20 protein-coding genes and 1 pseudogene are annotated in these 22,476 nt (G+C 62.8%); 8 read left to right on the forward strand and 13 right to left on the reverse strand.

Annotated elements, in window-relative coordinates:
* Window positions 1-385 precede the first annotated feature (385 nt).
* The 4 genes from IDH41_RS27855 to IDH41_RS27870 all read right to left on the reverse strand — a co-directional run bounded on the left by IDH41_RS27855 (window position 386) and on the right by IDH41_RS27870 (window position 4,023).
* Complete coding sequence (locus IDH41_RS27855) at window positions 386-1,627, reverse strand: molybdopterin-dependent oxidoreductase (protein ID WP_190867041.1); 1,242 nt, start codon at window positions 1,625-1,627, stop codon at window positions 386-388.
* The gene (locus tag IDH41_RS27860) at window positions 1,624-2,718 is read right to left on the reverse strand and encodes a sensor histidine kinase (protein ID WP_190867043.1); all 1,095 of its coding nucleotides are present in this window, start codon (window positions 2,716-2,718) and stop codon (window positions 1,624-1,626) included. The genes IDH41_RS27855 and IDH41_RS27860 overlap by 4 nt, the downstream gene beginning before the upstream one ends.
* Window positions 2,715-3,452: a response regulator transcription factor gene (locus IDH41_RS27865; RefSeq protein ID WP_190867045.1), complete on the reverse strand. Its 738-nt coding sequence runs from the start codon at window positions 3,450-3,452 to the stop codon at window positions 2,715-2,717. The genes IDH41_RS27860 and IDH41_RS27865 overlap by 4 nt, the downstream gene beginning before the upstream one ends.
* 214 nt (window positions 3,453-3,666) lie before the next feature.
* Window positions 3,667-4,023, reverse strand: a complete 357-nt coding sequence (locus IDH41_RS27870; protein ID WP_190867048.1) for a hypothetical protein — start codon at window positions 4,021-4,023, stop codon at window positions 3,667-3,669.
* 278 nt (window positions 4,024-4,301) lie between these two features.
* Between IDH41_RS27870 and IDH41_RS27875 the strand changes: the two genes are divergently transcribed.
* The 6 genes from IDH41_RS27875 (at window position 4,302) to IDH41_RS27900 (ending at window position 8,021) form a co-directional block, all read left to right on the forward strand.
* Window positions 4,302-5,435: a glycosyltransferase family 4 protein gene (locus tag IDH41_RS27875; RefSeq protein ID WP_223830128.1), complete on the forward strand. Its 1,134-nt coding sequence runs from the start codon at window positions 4,302-4,304 to the stop codon at window positions 5,433-5,435.
* Window positions 5,436-5,437: 2 nt separating this feature from the next.
* Window positions 5,438-6,349: an NAD-dependent epimerase/dehydratase family protein gene (locus IDH41_RS27880; protein ID WP_190867079.1), complete on the forward strand. Its 912-nt coding sequence runs from the start codon at window positions 5,438-5,440 to the stop codon at window positions 6,347-6,349.
* 202 nt (window positions 6,350-6,551) lie between these two features.
* On the forward strand, window positions 6,552-6,866 hold the full coding sequence (locus IDH41_RS27885; RefSeq protein ID WP_190867050.1) for an ArsR/SmtB family transcription factor: 315 nt from the start codon (window positions 6,552-6,554) through the stop codon (window positions 6,864-6,866).
* A gap of 16 nt (window positions 6,867-6,882) precedes the next feature.
* On the forward strand, window positions 6,883-7,326 hold the full coding sequence (locus IDH41_RS27890) for an SRPBCC family protein (protein ID WP_190867052.1): 444 nt from the start codon (window positions 6,883-6,885) through the stop codon (window positions 7,324-7,326).
* Between the two features lie 2 nt (window positions 7,327-7,328).
* The gene (locus IDH41_RS27895; RefSeq protein WP_190867054.1) at window positions 7,329-7,679 is read left to right on the forward strand and encodes a YciI family protein; all 351 of its coding nucleotides are present in this window, start codon (window positions 7,329-7,331) and stop codon (window positions 7,677-7,679) included.
* 3 nt (window positions 7,680-7,682) lie between these two features.
* Window positions 7,683-8,021 (forward strand): hypothetical protein, encoded by a 339-nt coding sequence (locus tag IDH41_RS27900; protein WP_190867056.1) that lies wholly within the window; start codon window positions 7,683-7,685, stop codon window positions 8,019-8,021.
* 161 nt (window positions 8,022-8,182) lie between these two features.
* Here IDH41_RS27900 and map read toward each other — a convergent pair whose 3' ends face one another.
* The 9 genes from map to IDH41_RS27945 form a co-directional block, all read right to left on the reverse strand.
* On the reverse strand, window positions 8,183-8,935 hold the full coding sequence (gene map, locus IDH41_RS27905) for a type I methionyl aminopeptidase (RefSeq protein WP_190867057.1): 753 nt from the start codon (window positions 8,933-8,935) through the stop codon (window positions 8,183-8,185).
* 308 nt (window positions 8,936-9,243) lie between these two features.
* Complete coding sequence (locus tag IDH41_RS27910) at window positions 9,244-9,432, reverse strand: hypothetical protein (protein WP_190867059.1); 189 nt, start codon at window positions 9,430-9,432, stop codon at window positions 9,244-9,246.
* Window positions 9,433-9,614: 182 nt separating this feature from the next.
* Window positions 9,615-9,836 (reverse strand): hypothetical protein, encoded by a 222-nt coding sequence (locus tag IDH41_RS27915; protein ID WP_190867061.1) that lies wholly within the window; start codon window positions 9,834-9,836, stop codon window positions 9,615-9,617.
* Between the two features lie 141 nt (window positions 9,837-9,977).
* Window positions 9,978-10,406 carry a PaaI family thioesterase gene (locus IDH41_RS27920; protein ID WP_190867063.1) on the reverse strand — a complete coding sequence of 143 codons (429 nt, stop codon included), beginning with the start codon at window positions 10,404-10,406 and terminating at the stop codon, window positions 9,978-9,980.
* Between the two features lie 15 nt (window positions 10,407-10,421).
* On the reverse strand, window positions 10,422-12,140 hold the full coding sequence (locus IDH41_RS27925; RefSeq protein ID WP_223830133.1) for a long-chain-fatty-acid--CoA ligase: 1,719 nt from the start codon (window positions 12,138-12,140) through the stop codon (window positions 10,422-10,424).
* A gap of 547 nt (window positions 12,141-12,687) precedes the next feature.
* On the reverse strand, window positions 12,688-14,466 hold the full coding sequence (locus IDH41_RS27930; protein WP_190867067.1) for an acyl-CoA dehydrogenase family protein: 1,779 nt from the start codon (window positions 14,464-14,466) through the stop codon (window positions 12,688-12,690).
* 147 nt (window positions 14,467-14,613) lie between these two features.
* Complete coding sequence (locus tag IDH41_RS27935; protein WP_190867069.1) at window positions 14,614-15,837, reverse strand: acetyl-CoA C-acyltransferase; 1,224 nt, start codon at window positions 15,835-15,837, stop codon at window positions 14,614-14,616.
* A gap of 262 nt (window positions 15,838-16,099) precedes the next feature.
* Window positions 16,100-18,547: a 3-hydroxyacyl-CoA dehydrogenase/enoyl-CoA hydratase family protein gene (locus tag IDH41_RS27940; RefSeq protein WP_190867071.1), complete on the reverse strand. Its 2,448-nt coding sequence runs from the start codon at window positions 18,545-18,547 to the stop codon at window positions 16,100-16,102.
* Window positions 18,548-18,739: 192 nt separating this feature from the next.
* Window positions 18,740-20,989, reverse strand: a complete 2,250-nt coding sequence (locus IDH41_RS27945; protein WP_223830129.1) for a (Fe-S)-binding protein — start codon at window positions 20,987-20,989, stop codon at window positions 18,740-18,742.
* Window positions 20,990-21,228: 239 nt separating this feature from the next.
* Here IDH41_RS27945 and IDH41_RS27950 point away from each other — a divergent pair, with 239 nt between their 5' ends.
* Window positions 21,229-22,068: an electron transfer flavoprotein subunit beta/FixA family protein gene (locus IDH41_RS27950; protein ID WP_190867073.1), complete on the forward strand. Its 840-nt coding sequence runs from the start codon at window positions 21,229-21,231 to the stop codon at window positions 22,066-22,068.
* Between the two features lie 147 nt (window positions 22,069-22,215).
* Window positions 22,216-22,476, forward strand: a pseudogene (locus tag IDH41_RS27955) (electron transfer flavoprotein subunit alpha/FixB family protein); the annotation flags it as partial.

Here is a 22,476-nt window from a genome sequence, read left to right on the forward strand (position 1 = left end):
TCGTACAGTAACTTTTGCGCATCTCGCACGATTCCCAGCCTATCCTGTATTTTTCGCAGTAACTTTACGCGTATAAGGCCTCATACCAGGATAAGCAGCCTTTTTCGCTGGATGAAATCCACTATAGCCGCCAATCCGCTCGCATTGCTGCTTCTACACTGGATGAAATCCAGTATAGGCCGGGCCGGAAGCGGACGTCACAGCCCCGCACCACAGCTTCTTCTCCGGCGTCAATCCGTTTTCCCTTACGAAATCGGCTCCCGTCAGCTTCCGCATACCGTTTCGATTTCGCCCCCTCTCGGAGGGCAGGTGCATGGTAAGCTCCGGTTTGCAGTCTCGCCCTGATCTCGTCCTTAGCGGCAGCTTCAGCGCGATGCCGCTTCCATCACACCCAAGCGTCGTTCGAGTAACCGCGCTCTTCCCAGTAGCCGACATGCTCGCCTTCGATCAGCTCGATCCGGTTCAGCCACTTCACCGATTTGTACGCGTACATCTTCGGCACGACGAGCCGCACCGGTCCGCCGAGGTCGCTCGGAATCGGCTTGCCGTCATGCATGACCGCGACCATGACGTCGTCCATGTCGGCCTGCTCCAGCGTCAGCGTGTCGGTGTACACCCCGTCACCTGAGTAGAACTTCACCGTCTTCGCGTTCGGCTTCACCCCGGCTTCCTTCAGCAGCGTCTTGAGCGGAATGCCCTCCCATGTGTTTTTATACACCGACCAGCCCGTCACGCAGTGAAAATCGCTCACCTGCACCGTCCGCTTCAGCGCCACAAACTGCTCCCAGTTCCACTTCGAGCTCTTCTCGACAAGCCCGTCGATCGTGAACGACCAATTCTCGTTCGAGAAGGCCGGAATCGGCGTCACCGTATACACGCGAAAATGTCCCTGCGCCCCGCCGCCCATCGGCGGCGACGACGCCGGCAGCGGCACCGGATCGGGCACGAGCGTGTTGGCGTTCTCCTCGATCAGCTTGTCGATCGTCTGGCTCCCGCCGACGCTTCCGAGCGAGCTGCCGAGCCACTTCAGGAAGGACGGCCCGAGCGTCGCCGCCAGGCCGATGCCGATCGCCCCGCGTATGAACGCTCGGCGTGTATATACCGGCTGCGGCGCCGCGGGATGAAGGCCGTCCGCCGCGGCCCGGTCGTCGTTCTTGATCGTGCGGCGGCTCGACTCCTTCAGCCACTTCACCCGCGTGAGCGAGTGGTAGATAATATACGGCAGGCCGATCCAGGTGAGCAAATCATGCGCGACGAGTGCGGCGTTCGAGACGCCCGGGCCGACCAGCTTGAACAGCCACAGCAGCGCGCCGGAGACGAACCAGCCGAGCAGCAGCCCGAGCACGACGAGCACATTGAACCGCTGCCACGGCTTCTGCTTCAGCTGCTTCCAATGCTTGCCCGCAAGCAGCAAATAATAGATGACCGGAAGGATCGACGCCAGGCCGACGACGATATGCAGCCACTTGATCCAGACCCGCCCCTCGCCCAGGAAGCCGCGCCAGAACCCGCCGACGAGGATAAGCCCCGTGAGCGCGAGCACAACGACGATCCATCCGTTCCACGCATGCAGCGAGACAAGCTTCTTCCCATACCCCTTGCGCAAGCGATCCAGCAACCCGCTCATTCCTCAGCCGCCTCCCTTGTCTCCTTCTTCCCTTCAAGCTCCGCGCGATCGGCCGCCGGCAGGGTGAACCAAAACTCGCTCCCCCGCCGACCGGCGTCCCGGACGCCGATCCGCCCGCCGTACTGCTCGACGAGCCGCTTCGCGATCGACAAGCCCAGTCCCGCGCCGCCGCCTTCGCGGCTTCGGGAACGGTCGGAGCGGTAGAACCGCTCGAAGATCCGCTCCCTCTCCTCTGCCGGGACGCCTTCGCCTTCATCCGCGACGGCGAACCTCACGACACTATCCGCGCCGTTCAATGGCTCCGCCGCTATTGTAATGACGCCTTCCCGCGGGGAATGCCTGACTGCGTTCTCGATCAGGTTTTGCAGAATCCGCTGCAAATGCCGGGGCGCAATCCGCAGCCGCAAAGCCCGCTCGGGAAGCTCCACCCGAAGGCGCAGCGCCTTCGCCTCGAGCGGCATCGCGAACCGCGGCAGCAGCTCGACGAGCACATCCTCCGCAATCGACCGCCGAAGCTCCTCCGGCTCTCTCTTCGCCGCGTCAAGCGTCGACAGCTCGAACAAATCCTGGATCAATTCGCCGAGCCTGACGGCCTCTGAACGAATAGTGGCCAGATAGGCGCGGAACGTCTCCTCGTCCTGGATGACGCCGTCCTCCAGCGCCTCCACGTACGACTGCACCGACGCAAGCGGCGTCCGCAGATCATGCGCCATGTTCGCGACGAGCTCCCGCTGCGCCGATTCGGCCGCCTTCACTTGGCGGAAGCTCTCCTCCAGGCTGCTCCCCATATGGTTGAACCGCTCGGCCAGCTGCTTGAATTCCTGCAAGCCCGCCTGCTCGATGCGCGCCTGCAGATCGCCCGAAGCAATGCGCTCCGCCCCTTCGCCCACGCGCCGAACCGATGCCGCAAGCGGCCTCAGCAGCAGGAAGTGCAGCAGCGCCGACACCGCGCCCGCCCCCAGCGTCGCCGCCGTCAGCCATAGGAATTGCTCCTTGGTCAGGAACATAAACCGGTAGAACGCCAGGAGCAAAATGATAATAAAAGCGATGCTGATCGCATTCGCCAGCAGCAAGTACGTGCGCAGCTTCATCCGCCCGCACCCTTGCCGTCCAGCTTGTAGCCGATTCCCCACACCGTTCGGATCCAGCTCGGCTCGGACGGATTAGGCTCGATCTTCTCCCGCAGCCTGCGAATATGCACCGTCACGGTCGTCGTATCGCCGTCGTAGGCGACGTCCCATATTTGGTTCAGCAGCTGGCTGCGCGAGAACACTTTGCCCGGGTATAACGCCAGCAGATGGAGCAGGTCGAACTCCTTGGCGGTCAGATCCGCCTCTTCTTCGCCGACGATGACCCGCCTCTCTTCGGGATAAATCGCCAATCCGTCCAGAAGAATCGGCTTACGCGCTTCGCCGCCGTCCGCCGAAGACGGCTGCTCCTTGGCGAACGCGCCGGCCTGCGCGCCCGCTCTTCTCAAAATATTTTTGACCCGCAGCACGAGCTCCCGCGGACTGAACGGCTTCGTCATGTAATCGTCGGCGCCCATCGTCAAGCCGAGCAGCCGGTCGGCCTCCTCGCCGCGCGCCGTCAGCATAATGATTGGCGTCTCCTCCGATTGGCGAATCCGGTCGCATACGTCGAGCCCGCCGAGCTTCGGCATCATCAGGTCGAGCACGAGCAGGTCCGGCCGATGCTCCTCCCACAGCCGCAGCGCTTCCTCGCCGTCCGCCGCCACCCAGACCGACCAGCCCTCGCGCTCCAAATAACGCCGGCATACGTCCGTTATATTCCGTTCATCGTCGGCTACGATAATTTTGGCGCTCAACGCATGCCCCTCCTTGCTGTTGTTACCGCTTCCCGTCTATTACCATCATTATACCTCGGTTGCCGCGCGCTTACGACTGTCGCAATAAATCCCCCCGCCAGGCGGAGGGATTTCATTGCGATCTGGCAGAAATCGGCGATCCGGCTGCGCTGCACGTTCTCCCCGCCCTGCCTGCTGCGCACACATAAGAAGTCGACAGCTTTCATTGCCTACGTTACTTTCCTTCTTCCTTCATCCCTTTCTCGCCCATCATTCCTCCCTCTTCCATCATACCGTCCTCTTCCATCATACCGTCCTTCTTCGCTCCATCTTCCATTCCCGCATCCATCTTGCCTTCTTCGTCCATTGTCTCTTCCTTCATATCCTCCTCCATCATCCCGTCCTCTTCCATCTCGTTGCCTGCCATGTCCTCGCCGCCCATCGCGTCTTCGGCCATGTTCCCGTTCATCTCGGACTGGGCATCATTCCCTCCGTTCATGTTCTCCCCGCCCGTCTCGTTCCCGTTCGCGTTGCACGCGCTAAGCGCCAGCATGCTCCCGAGCAGCAGTACCGCCCAAATTCCTTTTTTCATGTTCGTATCCTCCCAAATTCGTTATCGTTGATCGCCGTTCTCGCCAACCATCATAACGAACTTTGCTAACCGTACAAGAACGAACCTCTTGCGAAAGCCTTAGAAAACTATTACGAAAAAATTACGAGCCTCTCCCTCCGCTCCTGTCCATCGTTCTCCAAGCCCCTGGGCCAATCGGCATCTTCCCGCTCCGATTAGGTGATTGCCGTTTCATGGCGGATAGCCGTACATACAATATCGCGTACATGGATCGCCTCATAGCCGAAAGGATGTATTCGATGAAGATATTAGCCATTGCGCCGGACAAATTGCCGCTCCCGCCGATCAAGGGCGGATCGGTCGAAGCGGTTATGGATAACATTTTTACGAGAATGGCCAGAACGGAGCAGGTCACCCTGGTCAGCTGCACGCACCCGAAGCTGCCCGCATCGAGCGCCGCTGCAGGCAAGAAGCCGGCCTACGTCCGCTTCCCCTACCCGAGCGGGACGAAGTATATTGACGCGGTCATGGCGAAGCTGGCCAAGCAGAAGTTCGATATCGTCCAGATCGATAACCGGCCTGCTTTTCTGCCCGCGATCCGCAAGGCGTTCCCCAAAACGCCGATCATTCTGTCGCTTCACTCCCTGCACTTTCTCTCCCAGCTATCCAGCAAGAGGGGGAACGAAGTGCTTCAGCATGCGAACGGCGTCACCTGCGTCGTCTCCGCCCTGGCCGATACGTTCAAAGCGAAATATCCCGCGCACGCGGCCAAATTCAAGCCGATCCTGCTCGGCGTCGATACGGCCAAATTCAAGCCGCAGTCCAAAGCCTACAAAGCCAAAATCCGCAAAAAATACGGCGTGGCGGACTCCTACAACCTGCTCTTCGTCGGAAGGATCATCCCGCGCAAAGGGCTTCACACGCTGGTGAAGGCGGCCGCGGAGCTTCGCAAGGATAATCCGAAGGTCACGATCGTCGCCGTGGGCGCCTCCTGGCCGGGCGTGAAGAAGGAAACGCCGTATATACGAAAAGTGAGGCTGCTTGCCAAAGAGCTCAATGTGCCCATTCATTTCACCGGGTACATATCCCCGGATAAAGTCCATGAAGTCTACCATCTGGCGGATATTTTCGTATGCCCGACCGAATTCAAGGAAGGCTTCGCCTGCGTCAATTCGGAGGCGATGGCCTCCGGCATCCCGCTCGTCGCTTCGGCGCGCGGCGGCATCCTCGAGGTCGTGAAGCACGAGAGCAGCGGCTTGCTCGTCAAGGCGTACAAGAAACCGTCCGCCTTCGCCGAGGCGATGGCGCGCATCATGAAGGACGCGGCGCTGGCGGCGAAGCTCGCCAAGGGCGGACGGGCGCGGGTCGTCAAGCACTTCAGCTGGAACGGCACAGTCAAAAATTTAAAAGCGTACTATCGGAGCAAAATGTGACGATGCGGATCCTCATCACCGGCGGCGCGGGCTTCATCGCCTCGCATATTGCCGAGCGATTCGTCCGGGCCGGACACGAAGTAACGGTTCTGGACAATTTGAGCCATGGCGACGCGCGGCGTATTCCCCCACAGGCCCGCCTTCTTCAGGCCGATCTGTTAAGCCCGCAGGTCGGCGACCTGTTCAAGGCGTGGAAGCCCGAAGTCGTCTGCCATCACGCCGCCCAAATCGACGTCTCGACTTCGCTCAAGCAGCCGCTTACCGACGCGGCCACGAACATTTTGGGCACGCTCGCCCTCCTGCTTCACTGCCGGAACCACGGAACGCGCAAGATCATCTACGCTTCCTCCGCCGCCGTCTACGGCACGCCGCTCTACTTGCCCGTCGACGAGAACCATCCAGTTAAGCCGCTTTCCTTCTACGGCATTTCGAAGCATTCGCCGGAGCATTATATCGAAGCCTACTCCAGCCTGTACGGACTGGACTATACCATCCTGCGCTACGCCAACGTGTACGGGCCGCGGCAGGACCCAACCGGGGAAGGCGGCGTCATTTCGATTTTTCTGAACAAGCTCGCGAGAGGCGAGACGCCGGTTATTTACGGAAGCGGCAACCAAACGAGGGACTTCATCTACGTCCAAGACATTGTCAGCGCAAACGCCGCCGCCTTGACCGCAGGAAGCCGGCAAACGCTGAACGTCAGCTGCAACCGGTCGACCTCGGTCAACGAGCTGCTTCATATGCTTTGCCGTTTATCCGGCCGAACGGTAACGCCCGAGTATAAGCCCGCCCAGCCCGGCGATATTGTCCACAGCGTCTTAAGCAACCGGGCCGCCGCGGCCTCACTGAACTGGACGCCCCGGTATTCCGTCCTCGAGGGACTGAAAGACACGCTGGCAAGCATTGGCGACTAGCGGCGAGCGGGGAGCTTGGCCGTAGGTCGCCTCGGCGCTCGCCGGCTGCAAGATCGGTTGCCGCTCGCCGTTTGTATTTTCGCAGATTTTTTTCATTTGAAGCCTCATACCCGGATATGAGGCTTTTTCCGCTGGAAGATATCCCGTATAGCAGAACGAAAAATAAGTTTACACTTAATTAAGTGCGTGCTACATTATAGGCATGATACAGCAAACCATCCAAGCATTGGCAGAACCCCGGCGCCGGGAAATTCTTGCTCTGGTGCATGAGCAGGAATTAACCTCGAGCGCCATCGAGACGCACTTTGACATTACGGCACCAGCCGTTTCGCAGCACCTCAAGGTTCTGTACGACTCCGGGCTGGTGGCCGTGCGGCGCGAAGGCACGAAAAGATTTTATCGTTTGAGGAGGGAGGGTCTGACTGACATTAAGGCCTATATCGACGGAGTCTGGGACGACGCGCTGCTGCGGTTGAAAGCGGCGGCCGAAGAAGAGGAGCGGCAGCGTGAGAATTGAAAAGCAGGAACCATTTATGGTAATGAAGGAGATCTACATCGAATGCCGGCCGGAGACCTTGTTCCCGTACTTTACCGATCCGCAAAAGATGGTCCGGTGGATGGGCAGTCAAGTGCTGCTAGAACCTAAGTTAGGCGGCTCCTTGCGGATCGATTTCAACGGGAGGGACATGGTTGCCGGACATTACGTGGAAGTGGAGCCGAATGAAAGAATCCTTTTCACCTGGGGATGGATCGGTTCGGATACGATCCCGCCGGGATCCAGCACCGTTGAGGTTCTCTTGTACAAGCAGGACAACGGAACGCTGCTTGTCTTGAAGCATTCCGGGCTGCCGGATCCCCGCAGTCACAAGCACCTGGCCGGATGGAACTATTACACGGCGCGCTTGAAGCTTGTCTTGCTCGGGATTGAGCCGGGGCCCGATACTTTTGCTGCACCAACTACTAATGAGGGGGATTAACAATGAAATTCATCATGCTGACTTACGAATCGAAGGAAGACTTTGCAGCGAGAACCGATGAAGCGCATAAGGAGCAATATTGGTCGGGTTGGATGTCTTTCATCCAATCGATGAAGGACGCTGGCGTTCTCTTCTATCCGGGAAACGTGCTGCAGCCTCCGCAGACGGCCAGAACGGTGCGTCTTATCGATGGACAAGTCCACTCGGGCGAAGGCGCTTATGGAACGGATGCCCTGCATCCGCTTAGCGGATATTTCATCCTTGACGTTGCGGACGCCGAAGAAGCTGCGCGCTGGGCGGCGCTTGCTCCGGCAGCCGGGCGGGGCGCCGTCGAAGTGCGTCCGGTGGGATAAGCGATGAGCGGATCGTCCCATTACGAAGAAATCGTGCGCATCCTTTGCGAAGATCCGGAGGTGCGTGCTACAGTCGAGGGCGGAATGAAGCGTTTCGGCGCCTCCGGAGAATTGAGGATCGGCGGCAAGATGTTCGCCTTCTCCGCCAAAGAACGATTAATCGTAAAGCTGCCGGAGTCGAAGGTGGCCGCTTTGATTGCAGACGGCCGGGGAGAGCCTTGCGTGATGGGACGGGGCCGCACGATGCGCGAGTGGGTCGTGATCGGACCGGAGCGGAAGGCGGAGTGGCTTTCCATTACTAAGGAATCAAAAGCTTTCGTCCTGAAGCAACTGTTGAATTAAGCCCGGACGGAAGTCGGAATTCGACCTGACGAAGACGTCGGTCGAATAAAACAGCGGCAGTCCGAGACTTGATTTTCAAGCCTTCGTCTGCCGCTGTTTCTTGTTCATTTCAGATAAATTTTTATTTCATCCGCTTCATCTTTAACGGCATTTACGACGACTTACTCCCAGCGCGTCAGCACGACCGGTCCTTCCTTCGTAATCGCGACCGTATGCTCGAACTGGGCCGCCCAAGCGCCGTCCCGCGTCCTTGCCGTCCAGCCGTCCTGCGTGATATAGACGTCCGGCTGGCCGGCCGTAACGATCGGCTCGATCGTAATGACCATACCCTCCTCGAGCGTAATGCCCTGGCCGGGGATGCCGACATGCATAATTTCCGGATATTCATGCATATGCTTGCCGATGCCGTGGCCAACGAAGGAGGTCACGACCGAGAAGCCCGCCCGCTCCGCCCTCGACTGGACGGCATAGCCGATGTCGCCGAGCCGGTTGCCGGGCACCGCCTGCTTAATGCCGTCAATTAGCGCCTGCTCCGCCGTCAGCAGCAGCTTCTGGATGGAGGCCGTCGTCTTGCCGATGGCGTACGTCCAGGCGGAATCGGACTTCCAGCCGTCCAAGTCGGCCACCATGTCGATCGTTACGATATCCCCCGTCTCCAGCGGAACCGAGTCCGGAAAGCCGTGGCAGACGACTTCGTTGACCGAAGCGCACGTGGCGTAAGGATAGCCTTTGTATCCTTTCTGAGCCGGCGTGGCCCCTCGCTCCAGCATGAAGCGCTCGACAAAACGGTCAATCTCCAATGTGGTGACGCCCGGCGCTATCCGTTTCGATAACGCTTGGTGGCATGCCGCGACAATGCGTCCCGCCTTGCGGATGCCGCGAATATGTTCCTTCGTCTTAAGCTCCACCGCCATCTGTGCGATAACCTCCTATCGTTTTTTGTATCCCAAGCTGCACCGTTCGCATTGACTTCGGCTATGCTTTAGCAAAATCCGGCTATGTAAGCGCATGCGGGTCCGGTTCCCGCCGCGCGCATGCAGTCAGATTTGTCTATGCTTATACTTATTCACGCGGAAGGATGGGCATGCAGAACGAGTTTGACGAATTTGTGCGGCGGAGCAGGTACCGGTCAAGAGCATCCGATGGCGCCAGGCAATAACAAAAAGGCTCTGCCGCTGCGCGGGGCGCATGCGGCAAAGCCGGGTTATCGCTTGTATTCGGTTCAGCCGACCGAGGAGTTCATCCTGCCTAATTCGTTCTCCACCAGCGTAGTAAGCTCATCCTCGTAGCCACCGGTAATCCGATACTTTCGAATGTAATCTTTCACGAACTTGCGCGGGTCCTTGGGTTGAAAAATTCTCGTCAGTTCCTTCAGGCTTTCCTTGACTTCATTTTGGCTGTGCTTCGCCATGAAATCTCCTCCCCTTCACGTTGGATGGTCGTCCCAAACAGCAATATACGAGACCGCAAGCGGTAATTGCACCTCAAGAACCCCCCGTTCGGTGCAGGCATCTCCATGGCCAAAAAGTCACAATGTTTTTATTTTTCTTACTATTATAACAGTTGAAAGCCAATTATGAAAGTTAACATTTCCTAATCCCGAGGCGAGGCTTGTTCGCTTCTGGGCTCCGATTGATAGCCGTTCTCCTGGTTTCCCGCCGCGTACGACGGATGAGGAGGCGAACCATCGGCCTTCGGGCGGGTCTCGGGAGCGGATCTGCCTTTACGAAACATTTTTAAATAAGCGACCACGCCGATTACGGCGACCGCGATGCCGAACGCCAATACGAGCACCGTCACCCAGCCTTGAACCATGATTCCGCCTCCTTCCCCTAATAGATTTATCGGAATAATTCGAACGAATGTTAGCTTGTTTCCAAGCCGCAATTCTTTCCATATATTAGGTTTTATTATAACGAATTCAAATCGGCCAAGCAACTTGACTTAGGTCGAGACTCACAAAACGCGGTAAGCGCCGCTGCCCCACGCGAGCAGCTTGCCCCCGTCGTCCTTCACCTGCGCCTGCAGCGTCAGCGTGCGCTCCGTCCTGTGCACGAGCTCCGCTTCGCAAATAAGCGACCCGCCCCTGCTGCTCGTCAAAAATTGCGTGTTCAGATTCGCCGTCACCGCGCGTTCGCCCGTCTCCGCCAGCATAACGACGAGCCCCATCGCGTTATCGAGCAGCGACATGATCACACCGCCGTGCACGAGCCCGAGCAGATTCAGATGCCGGTCCGTCGCGTCCAGGCAGATCGTCGCCTTGCCCGCGTCAGCCCGCACGACCTCGCAGCCGAGAAGCCCCCAGAAGGTCGACTGCGCGCGCTCGGCCAGCCTCGTCAGGTGCCCGGCCTGATCCGCCTGCCGAACCAACCATTCCTCGTCCATGCCGCCCACCCTCCTTTACGTTTTGCCGGGCGCATCGCCTCCGGCCGCCGCTTCCTCTTCTTCCTGCAGCTTGCGCCGCAGCACCTTGCCGACCATTGTCTTTGGAAGCGTTTCCCTAAAGGCATAGTGATGGGGCACCTTGTAGGCGGCGATCCGCTCCCTGCACCAGCGGTCCAGCTGGCTCGGCGATACTTGCCATCCCTCCTTCAATACGATGTACGCTTTGACCGTCTCGCCGCGGTACGCATCCTTCACGCCGAGGACGGCCGCTTCCCGCACGGCCGGATGCTCGAACAGCACCTCCTCCACCTCGCGAGGATAAATATTGAAGCCTCCGGCGATAATGACGTCCTTGATTCGGTCCATGATCGTAAAAAAGCCGTCCTCGTCCATCGTCGCCAGATCGCCCGTACGAAGCCAGCCGCCCTTCAGCACAAGGTCCGTCTCGACCGGCTTGTTCCAGTATCCCTTCATCACCTGCGGCCCCCGAATGGCCAGCTCGCCGAGCTCGCCGACCGGCAGATGCCGGCCCGTAGCCGGATCGATGACGGCGGCGTCCGTATCGGGAAAAGGCAGTCCGATCGTGCCGATTTTGCGCTTGCCCCAGATCGGGTTGGCGTGCGTGACCGGCGACGCCTCCGTCAAGCCGTAGCCCTCGATCAGCCTGCCGCCGGTCATTGCCTCGAACCGCTCCTGCACCTCGAGCGGAAGCGCGGCGGAGCCGCTGATGCACACGTTAATGGAGGACAAGTCGTTGCTGGCCGCATCCTTATGGTTGATCAGCGCGACGTACATTGTCGGCGCTCCAGGGAAGATCGTCGGATGCTGCTTGTTGATCGTCCGGAGCACCGTTGCCGTCTCGAAGCGCGGCAGCAGTACAAGCGTGCCCGCGCGCGATACGGACATATTCATTAATACCGTTAATCCGAACACGTGAAACAGGGGCAGCGCGGCAAGAAACTTCTCCTTCCCGTCCCGCGCCTTGTAGCACCATGCCGAGGTTTGCATCGTATTGGCCGTCAGGTTGCGGTGCGTCAGCATGACGCCCTTCGGCGTGCCCGTCGTCCCGCCCGTATATTGCAGGGCGGCCAGATCCGAGCCCGATGCAGCCCTTGGCAGCGCGGCGCTCTCCGGCTTCGCTCCCGCGAGCAGCCGTTTGTAGGCGACGACGCCCGAGCTGCCGTAAGGAATGTCCGCGCGGAAGCCCTCCTTGCGCTGCTTGAGCGGGTACAGCATGTTTTTCGGAAAAGGCAGCCCATCCTTAATGGACGTCACGACGGCATGGCGAAGCTGCGGCAGCGGACCGCTCTCCGGCCGCTCGCCCCGCACGTTGGCCAGCCTGGCGTAGAGCAGGTCGACCGTAATGATCGCGACCGCTCCGCTGTCCGCCAATTGAAGCTCCAGCTCCCGCTCGACGTACAGCGGATTCGTCTGCACGACGATCGCCCCGGCGAGCAGCACGCCGTAGTACGAGACGACCGCCTGCGGGCAGTTCGGCAGCATGACCGCGACCCGGTCGCCCCGGGCGATGCCGAGCGAGAGAAGTCCGGCAGCCAGACGGACGGCATCGGCATGCAGCTCGCGGTAGGTCATCGTTTTGCCCATGAAATGCAAAGCAATATGGTTCGGGTAACGGTTAACGGCATCGAGCAAAAACTGCACGATGCTTTGGTCGGGATAGTCCAGCGAGGCGGGTATTTCCTTCGGATAATGCTTCAGCCATGGCCGCGGCAGCTCCGCATCGGGAGAGCCGGAGGACGGGACGTCCTCCGTTGCAGCCTCGGCATCAAGCGCTTGCGGCGGCGACTCGGCCCGCGAAGCGGCAGGCTCCGCGGCGGGAGAGTCGTCAGGCGGAACGGCATGCGTTACGGCTTCCGCCTCGGCGTCAAGCGCTTGCGGCGATGCCTCGGCCTGCGGAGCGGCAGGCTCCGCTGCGGGAGAATCGTCAGGCGGAACGGCATGCGTTACGGCTTCCGCCTCGGCGTCAAGCGCTTGCGGCGGTGCCTCGGCCTGCGGAGCGGCAGGCTCCGCGGCGGGAGAATCGTCAGGCGGAACGGCATGCGTTACGGCTTCCGCCTCGGCATCAAGCGCTTGCGGCGGTGCCTCGGCCTGCGGAGCGGCAGGCTCCGCTGCGGCCTGCGGAGCGGCAGGCTCCGCTGCGGCCTGCGGAGCGGCAGGCTCCGCTGCGGCGCTTGCGTCGTCCTGCGGATCGCCGTCCGACGGCTGTCCGGGCAAAAGCGGGTCTTGCGGTCTAAGCGAATCCATATCCGGCACTCCCCTTTCACACGACGTAATGCTCGCTTCGAATGACGCGCGCGGCAATGGCCCGCTTCAAGGCTACCGTATCGGTCAGCGGAGCGCGCATCAGCTTTTTCAATACGGACAGCTGCATTTGCAGCCCGTCGCCCGTCTCCAGCGCGGCAAGCGCGAGCTTCGCCAACGATTCCACCCGCTCCGACGCCTCCTGCACGAACACGGCCGTCATCGCGATGGCCTGCTCCGTCTTGTCGGAAGAAGCTCCTTTCGCTATTTTTTGCGTGCGCAGCAGCGCGCTCTCCATCGCGAAAATTTGAATCATCTGATCGGCCAGCGCGCACAGCACCTCCTGCTCCTGCTCGAGCCGCGGACCGAGCTTCTGAACCGCGAGGCCGCCGGCAGCGAGGAACGCCTTCTTCGCTTGGCCTACCCGGTAGGCTTCCTTCGCGAGCGGCGCGTCGAATGAAGGGAGCGGCATCGGCTGCATCAGCTCGGCCTGCAGCGCCTTCGCCTTGGGCAGCAGCGGCAGCTCGCCTTTGAGCGCTTTTTTCATCAAGGTGCCCGGAATAAGCATGCGGTTGATTTCGTTCGTCCCTTCAAAAATGCGGTTAATCCGCGAATCCCGGTAAATCCGCTCCACCTTGTACTCGCGAATATAGCCGTAGCCGCCGTGAATTTGCACCGCTTCGTCCGCCACGAAATCGAGCGCTTCGGAAGCGAACACCTTCACGATCGAGCATTCGAGCGCGTACTCGCCAATCGCCCTCGCGATTTGCATGCCGTCCCCCGCCGTTCCTTTCTCCTCCGTGTCGCGAAGCATCGCGTCGATCCAGCCCGCCGTCCGGTACACCATGCTCTCGAGCACGAACGTGCGGATGTTCATGTCGGCCAGCTTGGCGCCGATGAGCGGATACGAGGAGATGGCGCGCCCGAACTGCTTCCGCGTATTCGCGTAGGACGAGGCCAGCTCGATCGCCTCCTTCGCCGAGCCGAGGCAGCCCGCCCCGAGCTTGAAGCGTCCGATATTCAAAATGTTAAACGCGATATGATGCCCCTTGCCGACCTCTCCCAGCACATTTTTGATCGGAACCGACACGTCCTCAAAATATAAAGGGCACGTCGAGGAGCCCTTGATGCCCATCTTATGCTCCTCCGGCCCGACGCTGAACCCCGGCATGCCCCGCTCGACAATAAAAGCGGTGAAGCGCTCCCCGTCGACCTTCGCGTATACGACGAACAGATCGGCAAAGCCGGCGTTCGTAATGTACAGCTTCGAGCCGTTCAGCACATAATGCTTGCCGTCCGCCGACAGCCTCGCCGTCGTCTTCGCCCCGAGCGCGTCGGAGCCGGAAGCCGGCTCGGTCAAGCAGTAGGCGGCAATTCGCCGGCCCGAGGCCAGGTCGGGCAAGTATGCCCGCTTCTGCTCGCGCGTGCCGAAGAAGACGATCGGCAGCGTCCCGATGCCCGTATGCGCGCCCACCGATAGGGCGAACGACGACGCGCGTGCCATCGTCTCCGCCAGCAGCGTCGTGCTGACCTTGTCGAGCCCGAGGCCGCCGTACGCCTCCGGCACGTCCGCGCCGAGCAGGCCGAGCTCTCCCGCCTTGCGCATGAGCGCCACGGTCAATTCGTAATTCAGCGCTTCGATCTCCGCGTCGCGCGGCGTAATTTCCGCTTCCATGAACTGCTCCGCGGCCTCCGCCATCATCCGCTGCTCCTCCGTGAAATCCTCCGGCGTTACGACCGATTCCGGCGCGCTGTCCTCTACGACGAACCGCCCGCCAAAACGTATCGCCTCCGTCATGCCGCAGCACTCCCTTCCGTCCATTGACTTTGACCCAATCGAATCATCCTTGCAATGACCAGCTTCCTCCGGCCGCAAATGAAGCCGGAGCGCTTTGCCTAAACGCAAGCCCGCTCCCGCCGCGCCAATCCTTTCCTTACGCGCCGATTACTGTAGACCGTACACCTCGATGACGCCCGCCGCGCCCATGCCGCCGCCGACGCACATCGTCACGACGCCGATGCCGCCGCCGCGCCTTCCCAGCTCGTGAGCGAGCGACACGGTCAGCTTCGTGCCCGTACAGCCGAGCGGATGGCCGAGCGCGATCGCGCCGCCGTTCACGTTGACCCGCTCCGGATCGAGGCCGAGCCGGTCGACGATCGGCACGCACTGCGCGGCGAACGCTTCGTTCAGCTCGAACAGATCGACCTGCCCGAGGGCGATGCCCGCCTTCTTCAGCGCCTTCGGCACCGCCTCGATCGGGCCGATGCCCATCACCTCGGGCGCGACGCCCGCCACGCTGTAGCCGCGGAACGCCGCGAGCGGCCGCAGTCCGAGCTCCTTCGCGCGGGCGCGGCTCATGACGATGACGGCCGCCGCGCCGTCGCTCATTTGCGAGCTGTTGCCGGCCGTCACCGTCCCCTCGCGGGCGAACGACGGCTTAAGCGGCGCCAGCGTCTGCACCGACGTCTCGGGCCGGACGCCCTCATCCGCGTCGAAGGTGAACACCTTCTCCCATGGCCGCCCGGCGTCGTTCACGCCCGACCGGCTGACCGTCATCGGCACGATCTCGGCTTTGAACCGGCCTTCCTCGATCGCCGCGGCCGCCTTGCGATGGCTCGACGCCGCGAAGGCGTCCTGCATTTCGCGCGTCACGCCGAACCGCCTCGCCACCTCCTCCGCCGTATGCCCCATTCCCATATAGACCTCGGGCATCGCGTCGACGATGGCCGGATGCGGCGACAGCTTGAAGCCGGTCATCGGCACGTGGCTCATGCTCTCGACGCCCCCCGCGGCGATAATGTCCGCCTCGCCGAGCCGGATCCGCTCGGCCGCATAGGCGATCGCCTGCAGACCGGACGCGCAGAAGCGGTTGATCGTAACGGCCGGCGTCGTCACCGGCAGTCCCGCGTAGAGCGAGATGGTGCGGGCGAAGTTCAGCCCTTGCTCGCCCTCGGGCATGGCGCAGCCGAGGATGACGTCCTCGACCTGGTCCTTCGATAGGCCGGGCGCCCGGTCCAGCGCCCCCTTCAGCACGGCGCGGCCGAGATCCTCCGCCCTCGTCTCCGCGAGGCTTCCCTTCGCCGCCTTGCCTACCGCCGTCCGCACGGCGGATACGATGACGGCATCGCGGTCGTGATCGGCAAACGGCGATGATGATGCTGTCGACATTGCGTCCCCTCCTTTGACTGTCATTGCCGGGCATAGCGGTTATTGACGGTTCCCGTCTCCCCTAGCCGCTCAATCGCGCTGCGGTAATTGACGGTTTCCGTTTCCCCAGCCGCTCTCTTTCACAGCGCTTGTTGATCTGGCTGCAGTTGTTCCGTGTGCATACTCCTCCGCCTTGGCGCTTTTCGCGACGTTAATTTCGCCCATCCGACCAAAATCCGCAAAAATTTTACAACCACGGCACGCGCCAATGGCACGCAAGCCGCTAATTGCGCAGCGGCTTGCCTGTTGCCAGCATGTGGCTCATCCGCTGCTGCGTCTTCGCCTCGCCGCACAGGCTGAGGAACGCTTCGCATTCCAAATCGAGCAAATATTGCTCGCTTACTTCCGCGCCCGGCCGCACGTCGCCGCCGGCCAGCACATGCGCGAGCTTGCCGGCGATGAGCGCGTCATGCTCGCTGATGTGGCCGCCGAGCCGCATCGCCTGCACCGCGACCTTGAGCACCGCCTTGCCCTCGCGCCCGGCAACGCGAACGCGCTTCTCCGGAGGCGGCGCGTAGCCCGCTCGGTCCAGCTCGAGCACCGCCCGCTTCGCTTCGGCGATGCGCGCCTCCTGCCGCATAATGACGCGGTCCTGCGGCCGCATGAGCCCAAGCCGGCCGACCTCGTAGCCGCTCGAGGACGTTTTGGCCAGCGCGATCGTCTCGAACAGCGCGTTCAATTGCGGCTGCACGTCGCCGTCGCCCGCCTGCTTCCCGCCGCCCGGAGCGAGCGCCCGCTCGGCCGCCATCGCGGTCGCTTCCTTGCAGCCCCCGCCCGCGGGAATAAGGCCGACCCCCGTCTCGACGAGGCCGAAATACGTCTCCGGCGAGAAAATAATTTGATCCGCGGGCAGGCACGCCTCCACCCCGCCGCCGAGCGTCATCCGGTGCGGAGCCGCGACGACCGGCCGCTCCAGCCGTTTCAGGTCCAGCATGCTGGCCTGGAAGAAGCGGATGATGTCCTCGACCTCTTCCCACTCCCCGCTCTGCGCCTCCATCAGCAGCAGCATCAGGTTCGCCCCGACGCAGAAGTTGCGGCCCTCGTTCGCAAGCACGAGCCCCCGCCAGTTTTGCTCAACCTCCTTCACGCTCCGGCGAATCGCCGATAAAATATCGCCTCCGATCGCGTTGTTCGGGGAGTGGAATTCCAGGCAGACGACGTCGTCGCCGATGTCGATCAAGCTGGCCCCCGCCGTAGACAGCACCGTCTTCCCGGACGCTTTGAGCGCTGCCAGGGCAATCGCGTCCGCCTCCTGCTCTTCCCGCTCGTAGCCGCTCCCTGCCGCATAGAGCCGGCGCTCCCCGTCCGTCTTGTAGAAGCTCTCGCGGCCGTCCGCCAGCAGAGCCTCGACCCATTCGGGAACGGTCTCGCCTTCCTCTTTCATTTGCTGCACCGATCGCCTTAGCCCGATCGCGTCCCACAGCTCGAACGGCCCGAGCTCCCAATTGAAGCCCCAGCGCATGGCGCGGTCGATGTCGGTAATCGAATCGGCGATGACGCCGACCTGCTCGGCGGAATAGAGCAGTGTCTTCTTGATCGTCGACCAGGCAAACCGAGCATATCGGTCGCGCGGATCGGTGAGCAGGAGCGCCTTCGCCTTCGCCGCCGTGCCTTTCGCGGCTTTGGCCGCATCGATGACCGGCGAGCTTACCGGCCGTCTAGGCCCGTATTCGAGCGTATCGAGCCGAAGCGACTCGATTTCGCTGCCGTTTTTCCCTTTGATTTTCCGGTAAAAGCCCGCTCCCGCCTTCTCGCCCGTCCGTCCGCCCGCGACCAGCCTCTCAAGCACCGCCGGCCTGGCAAATACCGCCCGCTCCCCGGGATTCTCGCTCCGCTCCCGCACGTTGTCCACGACATGCAGCAGCGTATCCAGCCCGACGAGATCGAGCATGCGGAACGTCGCCGTCTTCGGCCTGCCCATGGCGGGACCGGTCAGCGCATCCGCCTCCTCTACCGTAAGTCCGTAGCCCAGCGTATCCTCGAGCGTGACCAGCATCCCGAAGGTGCCGATCCGGTTCGCGATAAAATTCGGCGTATCCTTGGCGATGACGACGCCCTTGCCGAGCCGCTTCTCGCACGCTTCGCGCAGCAGGCTCACGACTTCGGGAGCCGTATCCGCGGTCGGAACGATCTCCACCAGCTTCATATACCGCGGCGGGTTGAAGAAATGCGTCACCGCAAAATGCCGCCGGAACGACTCGCTTCGTCCCTCCGCCATGGAAGCGGCCGACAGGCCGGACGTATTGGTCGTCACGATCGTATCCGGCCGCCGGTGCGCGTCTACCGCCGCGAACACCTCGCGCTTGACGTCCAGCCGCTCGACGACGGCCTCGACAATCCAGTCGGCCTCCCCGAGCTCGGCCGCGTGATCGGCCAGATTGCCCGGCATGATCCGCGCCGTCCAGGCCGGATCATAGAGCTGCGCGGGCTGCGCCTTGCCCATGCGGCCGACCGCCGCGGCGGCCAGCCGGTTGCGTACCCGGGCATCGGCCAGCGTCAGCCCCTGCTTCTCCTCCTCCGCCGTCAAAGCCTGCGGCACAACGTCAAGCAGCAGCACGCGCATGCCCGCATTGGCCAGATGGGCGGCAATGCCCGCCCCCATCACGCCCGAGCCGATGACGGCCGCTCTTCGGATCAAGCTTGCGCTTCTCCGCGACCCTTGAATCGTCATAGGCAACCTCCTAATCAAAGTGATAAGCCGGCTCCTTTCCTATGTAAGCGACCGGAGCGGAGCCGCGGCAATGCGATTTTTTCGAAATCCGGTTTGCCGGCCGGCCGAGCGGCGTTCCTTCGACAATAAAGCGCGTCCCATCCGGCCCGCATCCTCGTAACCCGTATCCCGACTCCCGTCCCCTCTCCCGCCTCACTCGCCGAACACGCTATCGGCCAGCAGCTCCGCCACGTCGCGGGCAATGACCTTCTCGTCCGCCGACAACGCCTTGAGGCCGTCCTCCATCATCGTCAGGCAGTACGGGCAGGCCGAGCTGATGACCGTCGGCTTCACCTCGAGCGCCTGGGCGGCCCGGGCGTGATTGACGCGCGTGCCCGAATGCTCCTCCATCCACATGAGGCCGCCGCCGGCGCCGCAGCACATCCCGTTCGCGCGCGAGCGCTCCATCTCCTCGATCGTGACGCCCGGTATGGCGCGGAGCAGGCTGCGAGGCGCTTCGTACGTGCCGTTGTACCGGCCGAGGTAGCAGGAATCGTGTACGGTTACGCGCTCGTCGACCGCGTGCGACGGCCGCAGCGCCCCCTCCGCGAGCAGCCGCGCGAGCAGCTCGGTGTGATGCTCCACGACGACGTCCGGGCTTAAGCCGAAGTCGGGGTATTCGTTTTTGAACGTGTTGTACGTATGCGGGCAGGCGGTTACGATCCGTTTCACGCCGTATTTGGCCAGCGTCTCGATATTTTCGCGGCACAGCTCCTGGAACAGCAGCTCGTTCCCGATCCGTCTCGCCGTATCCCCCGAGCTCCGCTCCTCCGCGCCGAGCGTCGCGAAGCGGACGCCCGCCTTGTCGAGCAGCCGCACCAGGGCGTACAGAACGCGGCGGCTCCGCATGTCGTAGGCGCCCATCGAGCCCGCCCACAGCAGGACGTCCGCCTCGTCCCCCCGCCGCTTCAGCTCCGTCATCGTCGGCACTCGGATGCCGGTCTTGCTCTCGCATTCGGCCATCCAGGCGGCGCGTTCGGCGCGCGGCAGCCCCCAGGGGTTGCTCTGCCGCTCGATGTTCTGCAGCGCGCGCTGGCCGTCCGCCGGAAGCTTGCCTTCCATGAGGACGAGATACCGGCGCATGTCGATGATTTTGTCCACGTGCTCGTTGCCGACCGGACACTGCTCCTCGCAATTGCGGCACGTCGTGCACGCCCACAGCTCCTCCTCCGTCATGACCTCGCCGACAAGGCCGACCTCCTCGGGCTTCGTCCCCGCCCGGACGGTCCATGCCGCCGCCTGCGCGGCCATCGTCGGCACGATCGTCGTTCCCTTCCCGGCGGTGGCGGCGCCCTCCCAATCCGGCAGCAGCGCCCCCATCACGTGCGCGGACGGCTCGCGCCCCTTCTGCCACAAGCCGGCGGGGAGCCACGGCGACTTCGATGTGACCGCCGCGCCCTTCTCGGTCAAGTGATCGCGAAGCTTGACGATGAGATGCATCGGCGACAGCAGCTTCCCGGTGCCGGAGGCCGGGCACACGTTCGTGCAGCGCCCGCATTCGACGCAGGCGTACAGGTCGAGCATCTGCTTCTGCGTAAAATGCTCGATCTTCCCCGCTCCGAACGACTCGGCTTCCTCGTCCTCCAGATCGAGCGGCGTCAGCCGCCCGGGCGGCTCGCTGCGCCGAAACCACAAATTGACCGGCGCGGTCAGCAGGTGAAAGTGCTTCGACTGCGGCACGTACACGAGGAAGCCCAAGAGCACGAGAAGATGCAGCCACCAGAAAATTTCGGTGCCCGCGCTTGCCGCCACGCTCTGCGGCGCAACTCCCGCCGACTCCAGCAGCCTGGCGAGAGGCTCGCTGACCGGCGCGAACCGGGACGCGACCACATGCCCGGCGCCCGGCTCCGCCGCCAGCCGCTCGAACGCCAGGGCGAACAGGACGGTGAGCATCAGCGAGCCGATAAACCACATGACAAGAGAGGGCTTCCAGCCGCGCTTCAGCCGCGGAAGCCGCTCGCCGTAGCGGCGGAACGCCCCGTACAGGACGGCCGCCAGCACGAGCGCGACCGTCATCTCCTGCGACCAGGCAAACCAGCCGTAGTAAGGCAGCGGCAGCGGAACGCCTCCGTTCAATCCTTTCCAGATCAGATCCGCCGCGCCGAATTGGAGCACGATAAAGCCGTAAAAATAAATCAAATGCATGATGCCGCTCCGAATGTCGTTCAGCAGCCGGCGATGGCCGAAGACGTGGGCGCCGAACCCGCCCTTGCTCCCTTCGCCGCTCCGCCGGTAGCGCGTGAACGCGGCCGGCGCGCCGAGCCGGATATACGAGACGCGCCTTCGCACGACGGCCGCGAACATCCATCCCGCAAGCAGCACCGCGGCTGCGAACAGCAGCCATTTTCCCCAATACGTCAACTGCTCCGGCGACAGGAACGCCCGTGCCCAAACCGATGCCATTTGCCTCGCCCCCTTGTACGCCCGGCCTCTTGCAGCCGACCGCGCGCGAAGTATTCGGACAAGCATTAAAGCGCTTTCAAAAATAGCCGCGGTGCTCCATGTATATGAGCCTCCCGTCCTGAACATGCCGCGCCCCCGGCGAATCCGGACGGTCTATTCGGCCCGCTCCGCTCATATCGTAGCACTGATGGACAGTCGTCATACGGCCATTCAAATACCGGAATAAGCGAGGGAGCTCAATGCCGAAATTCGTGGTGCTTCTCAAGCAAACGTTCGATACCGAGGAGAAAATCGTCGTGACGCCGGAGGGCGTGGACGAGCGGGACGCCAAGTTCGTCATCAACCCGTACGACGAGTACGCGCTCGAGGAAGCGATCCGGCAGCGGGAGCGGCACGGCGGCGAGGTCATCGCCGTCACGTGCGGCCCCGAGCGCGCGCAGGAGGCGCTGCGCACCGCGCTCGCGATCGGAGCGGACGAGGCGATCCGGCTGGATAGCGGCGGGCTGCCGGACGACGGCTCCGCCGTCGCCGCCGCGCTCGCGGCGGTCGTCCGGCCGCTCGCGCCCGACCTGCTGCTGGCGGGCTTGTTCGCGGTCGACAGCGGCGCGGGCAGCGTCGCCCTCCAGCTCGCGGAACGGCTCGGCTTGCCGCACGCTTCGGCCGCGGTCAAGGTGGAGCTGCTCACGGCCGCGGAGCTGAACGCGCTGCCTGCAGCCGGAGCCGCCGCCCGGACGGCGGCGGAGCGCTACGCGCTCGTCGAGCGTGACGTCGAAGGCGACGCGGAGACCGTGTCCGTTCCCCTTCCCGCGCTCGTTACGGCGCAGCAAGGGCTGAACGAGCCGCGTTACCCGTCGCTGCCGAACATTATGAAGGCGAAGCGCAAGCCGCTTCGCACCGTTACGGTTCAGGAGCTTGCGGCCGATGGCGGGCCGGACGCCGGGGCGGCCCCGCTCACCGTCCGCACGCGGCTGCTGCCGCCGCCGCCCCGCGCCGCGGGCAAGCGCATTCCCGGCTCGCCGGACAAACAAGCGGCCGCGCTCGCGGAGCTTCTCCGGACGGAAGCGAAGCTGCTGCTGTAGCCGCTATCCGCGCAAGCGCTCGGGCAGCTCCGCCTTCATGCCCGGATGCAGATGCATTCGCGCCTGCCCGTCATTCGCCGCCCTATCGTTCAGCCGATTAATCGTTAGCCTGCTTAACCGTTAATAGAGAGAGGAGCTGCACAACCGATGTCCAAAACGATACTGGTGTTTGCCGAGAGCCGAGACGGCGCCCTCCGCCGCGTGGCGCTGGAAGCGCTCGGCGCGGCGCGGCGGCTCGCGGGCGAGGACGGCGCCGTCCATGCCGTCCTCGCCTGCTCCGGCGGCGCGGCGGAGGAAGCCGCCGCGCTGCTCGCGCGGGGGGCGGACGTCGTGCATGTCGCCGACGATCCGGCCCTCCGCGCCTACGCGCCCGAGGCGTACGCCGCCGCCCTCGGCGCGGCCATGGCC

The organism is Paenibacillus arenilitoris (genome assembly GCF_014705655.1).
GTDB lineage: Bacteria > Bacillota > Bacilli > Paenibacillales > Paenibacillaceae > Pristimantibacillus > Pristimantibacillus arenilitoris.

Coding starts and splice junctions, on each gene's coding strand:
- IDH41_RS27950 (WP_190867073.1), top strand. CDS start 21,229: ATGCCGAAATTCGTGGTGCTTCTCAAGCAAACGTTCGATACCGAGGAG.
- IDH41_RS27935 (WP_190867069.1), bottom strand. CDS start 15,837: ATGTCGACAGCATCATCATCGCCGTTTGCCGATCACGACCGCGATGCC.
- IDH41_RS27860 (WP_190867043.1), bottom strand. CDS start 2,718: ATGAAGCTGCGCACGTACTTGCTGCTGGCGAATGCGATCAGCATCGCT.
- IDH41_RS27915 (WP_190867061.1), bottom strand. CDS start 9,836: ATGGTTCAAGGCTGGGTGACGGTGCTCGTATTGGCGTTCGGCATCGCG.
- IDH41_RS27875 (WP_223830128.1), top strand. CDS start 4,302: ATGAAGATATTAGCCATTGCGCCGGACAAATTGCCGCTCCCGCCGATC.
- IDH41_RS27945 (WP_223830129.1), bottom strand. CDS start 20,989: ATGGCATCGGTTTGGGCACGGGCGTTCCTGTCGCCGGAGCAGTTGACG.
- IDH41_RS27940 (WP_190867071.1), bottom strand. CDS start 18,547: ATGACGATTCAAGGGTCGCGGAGAAGCGCAAGCTTGATCCGAAGAGCG.
- IDH41_RS27890 (WP_190867052.1), top strand. CDS start 6,883: ATGGTAATGAAGGAGATCTACATCGAATGCCGGCCGGAGACCTTGTTC.
- IDH41_RS27900 (WP_190867056.1), top strand. CDS start 7,683: ATGAGCGGATCGTCCCATTACGAAGAAATCGTGCGCATCCTTTGCGAA.
- IDH41_RS27880 (WP_190867079.1), top strand. CDS start 5,438: ATGCGGATCCTCATCACCGGCGGCGCGGGCTTCATCGCCTCGCATATT.
- IDH41_RS27910 (WP_190867059.1), bottom strand. CDS start 9,432: ATGGCGAAGCACAGCCAAAATGAAGTCAAGGAAAGCCTGAAGGAACTG.
- IDH41_RS27885 (WP_190867050.1), top strand. CDS start 6,552: ATGATACAGCAAACCATCCAAGCATTGGCAGAACCCCGGCGCCGGGAA.
- map (WP_190867057.1), bottom strand. CDS start 8,935: ATGGCGGTGGAGCTTAAGACGAAGGAACATATTCGCGGCATCCGCAAG.
- IDH41_RS27895 (WP_190867054.1), top strand. CDS start 7,329: ATGAAATTCATCATGCTGACTTACGAATCGAAGGAAGACTTTGCAGCG.
- IDH41_RS27930 (WP_190867067.1), bottom strand. CDS start 14,466: ATGACGGAGGCGATACGTTTTGGCGGGCGGTTCGTCGTAGAGGACAGC.
- IDH41_RS27920 (WP_190867063.1), bottom strand. CDS start 10,406: ATGGACGAGGAATGGTTGGTTCGGCAGGCGGATCAGGCCGGGCACCTG.
- IDH41_RS27855 (WP_190867041.1), bottom strand. CDS start 1,627: ATGAGCGGGTTGCTGGATCGCTTGCGCAAGGGGTATGGGAAGAAGCTT.
- IDH41_RS27870 (WP_190867048.1), bottom strand. CDS start 4,023: ATGAAAAAAGGAATTTGGGCGGTACTGCTGCTCGGGAGCATGCTGGCG.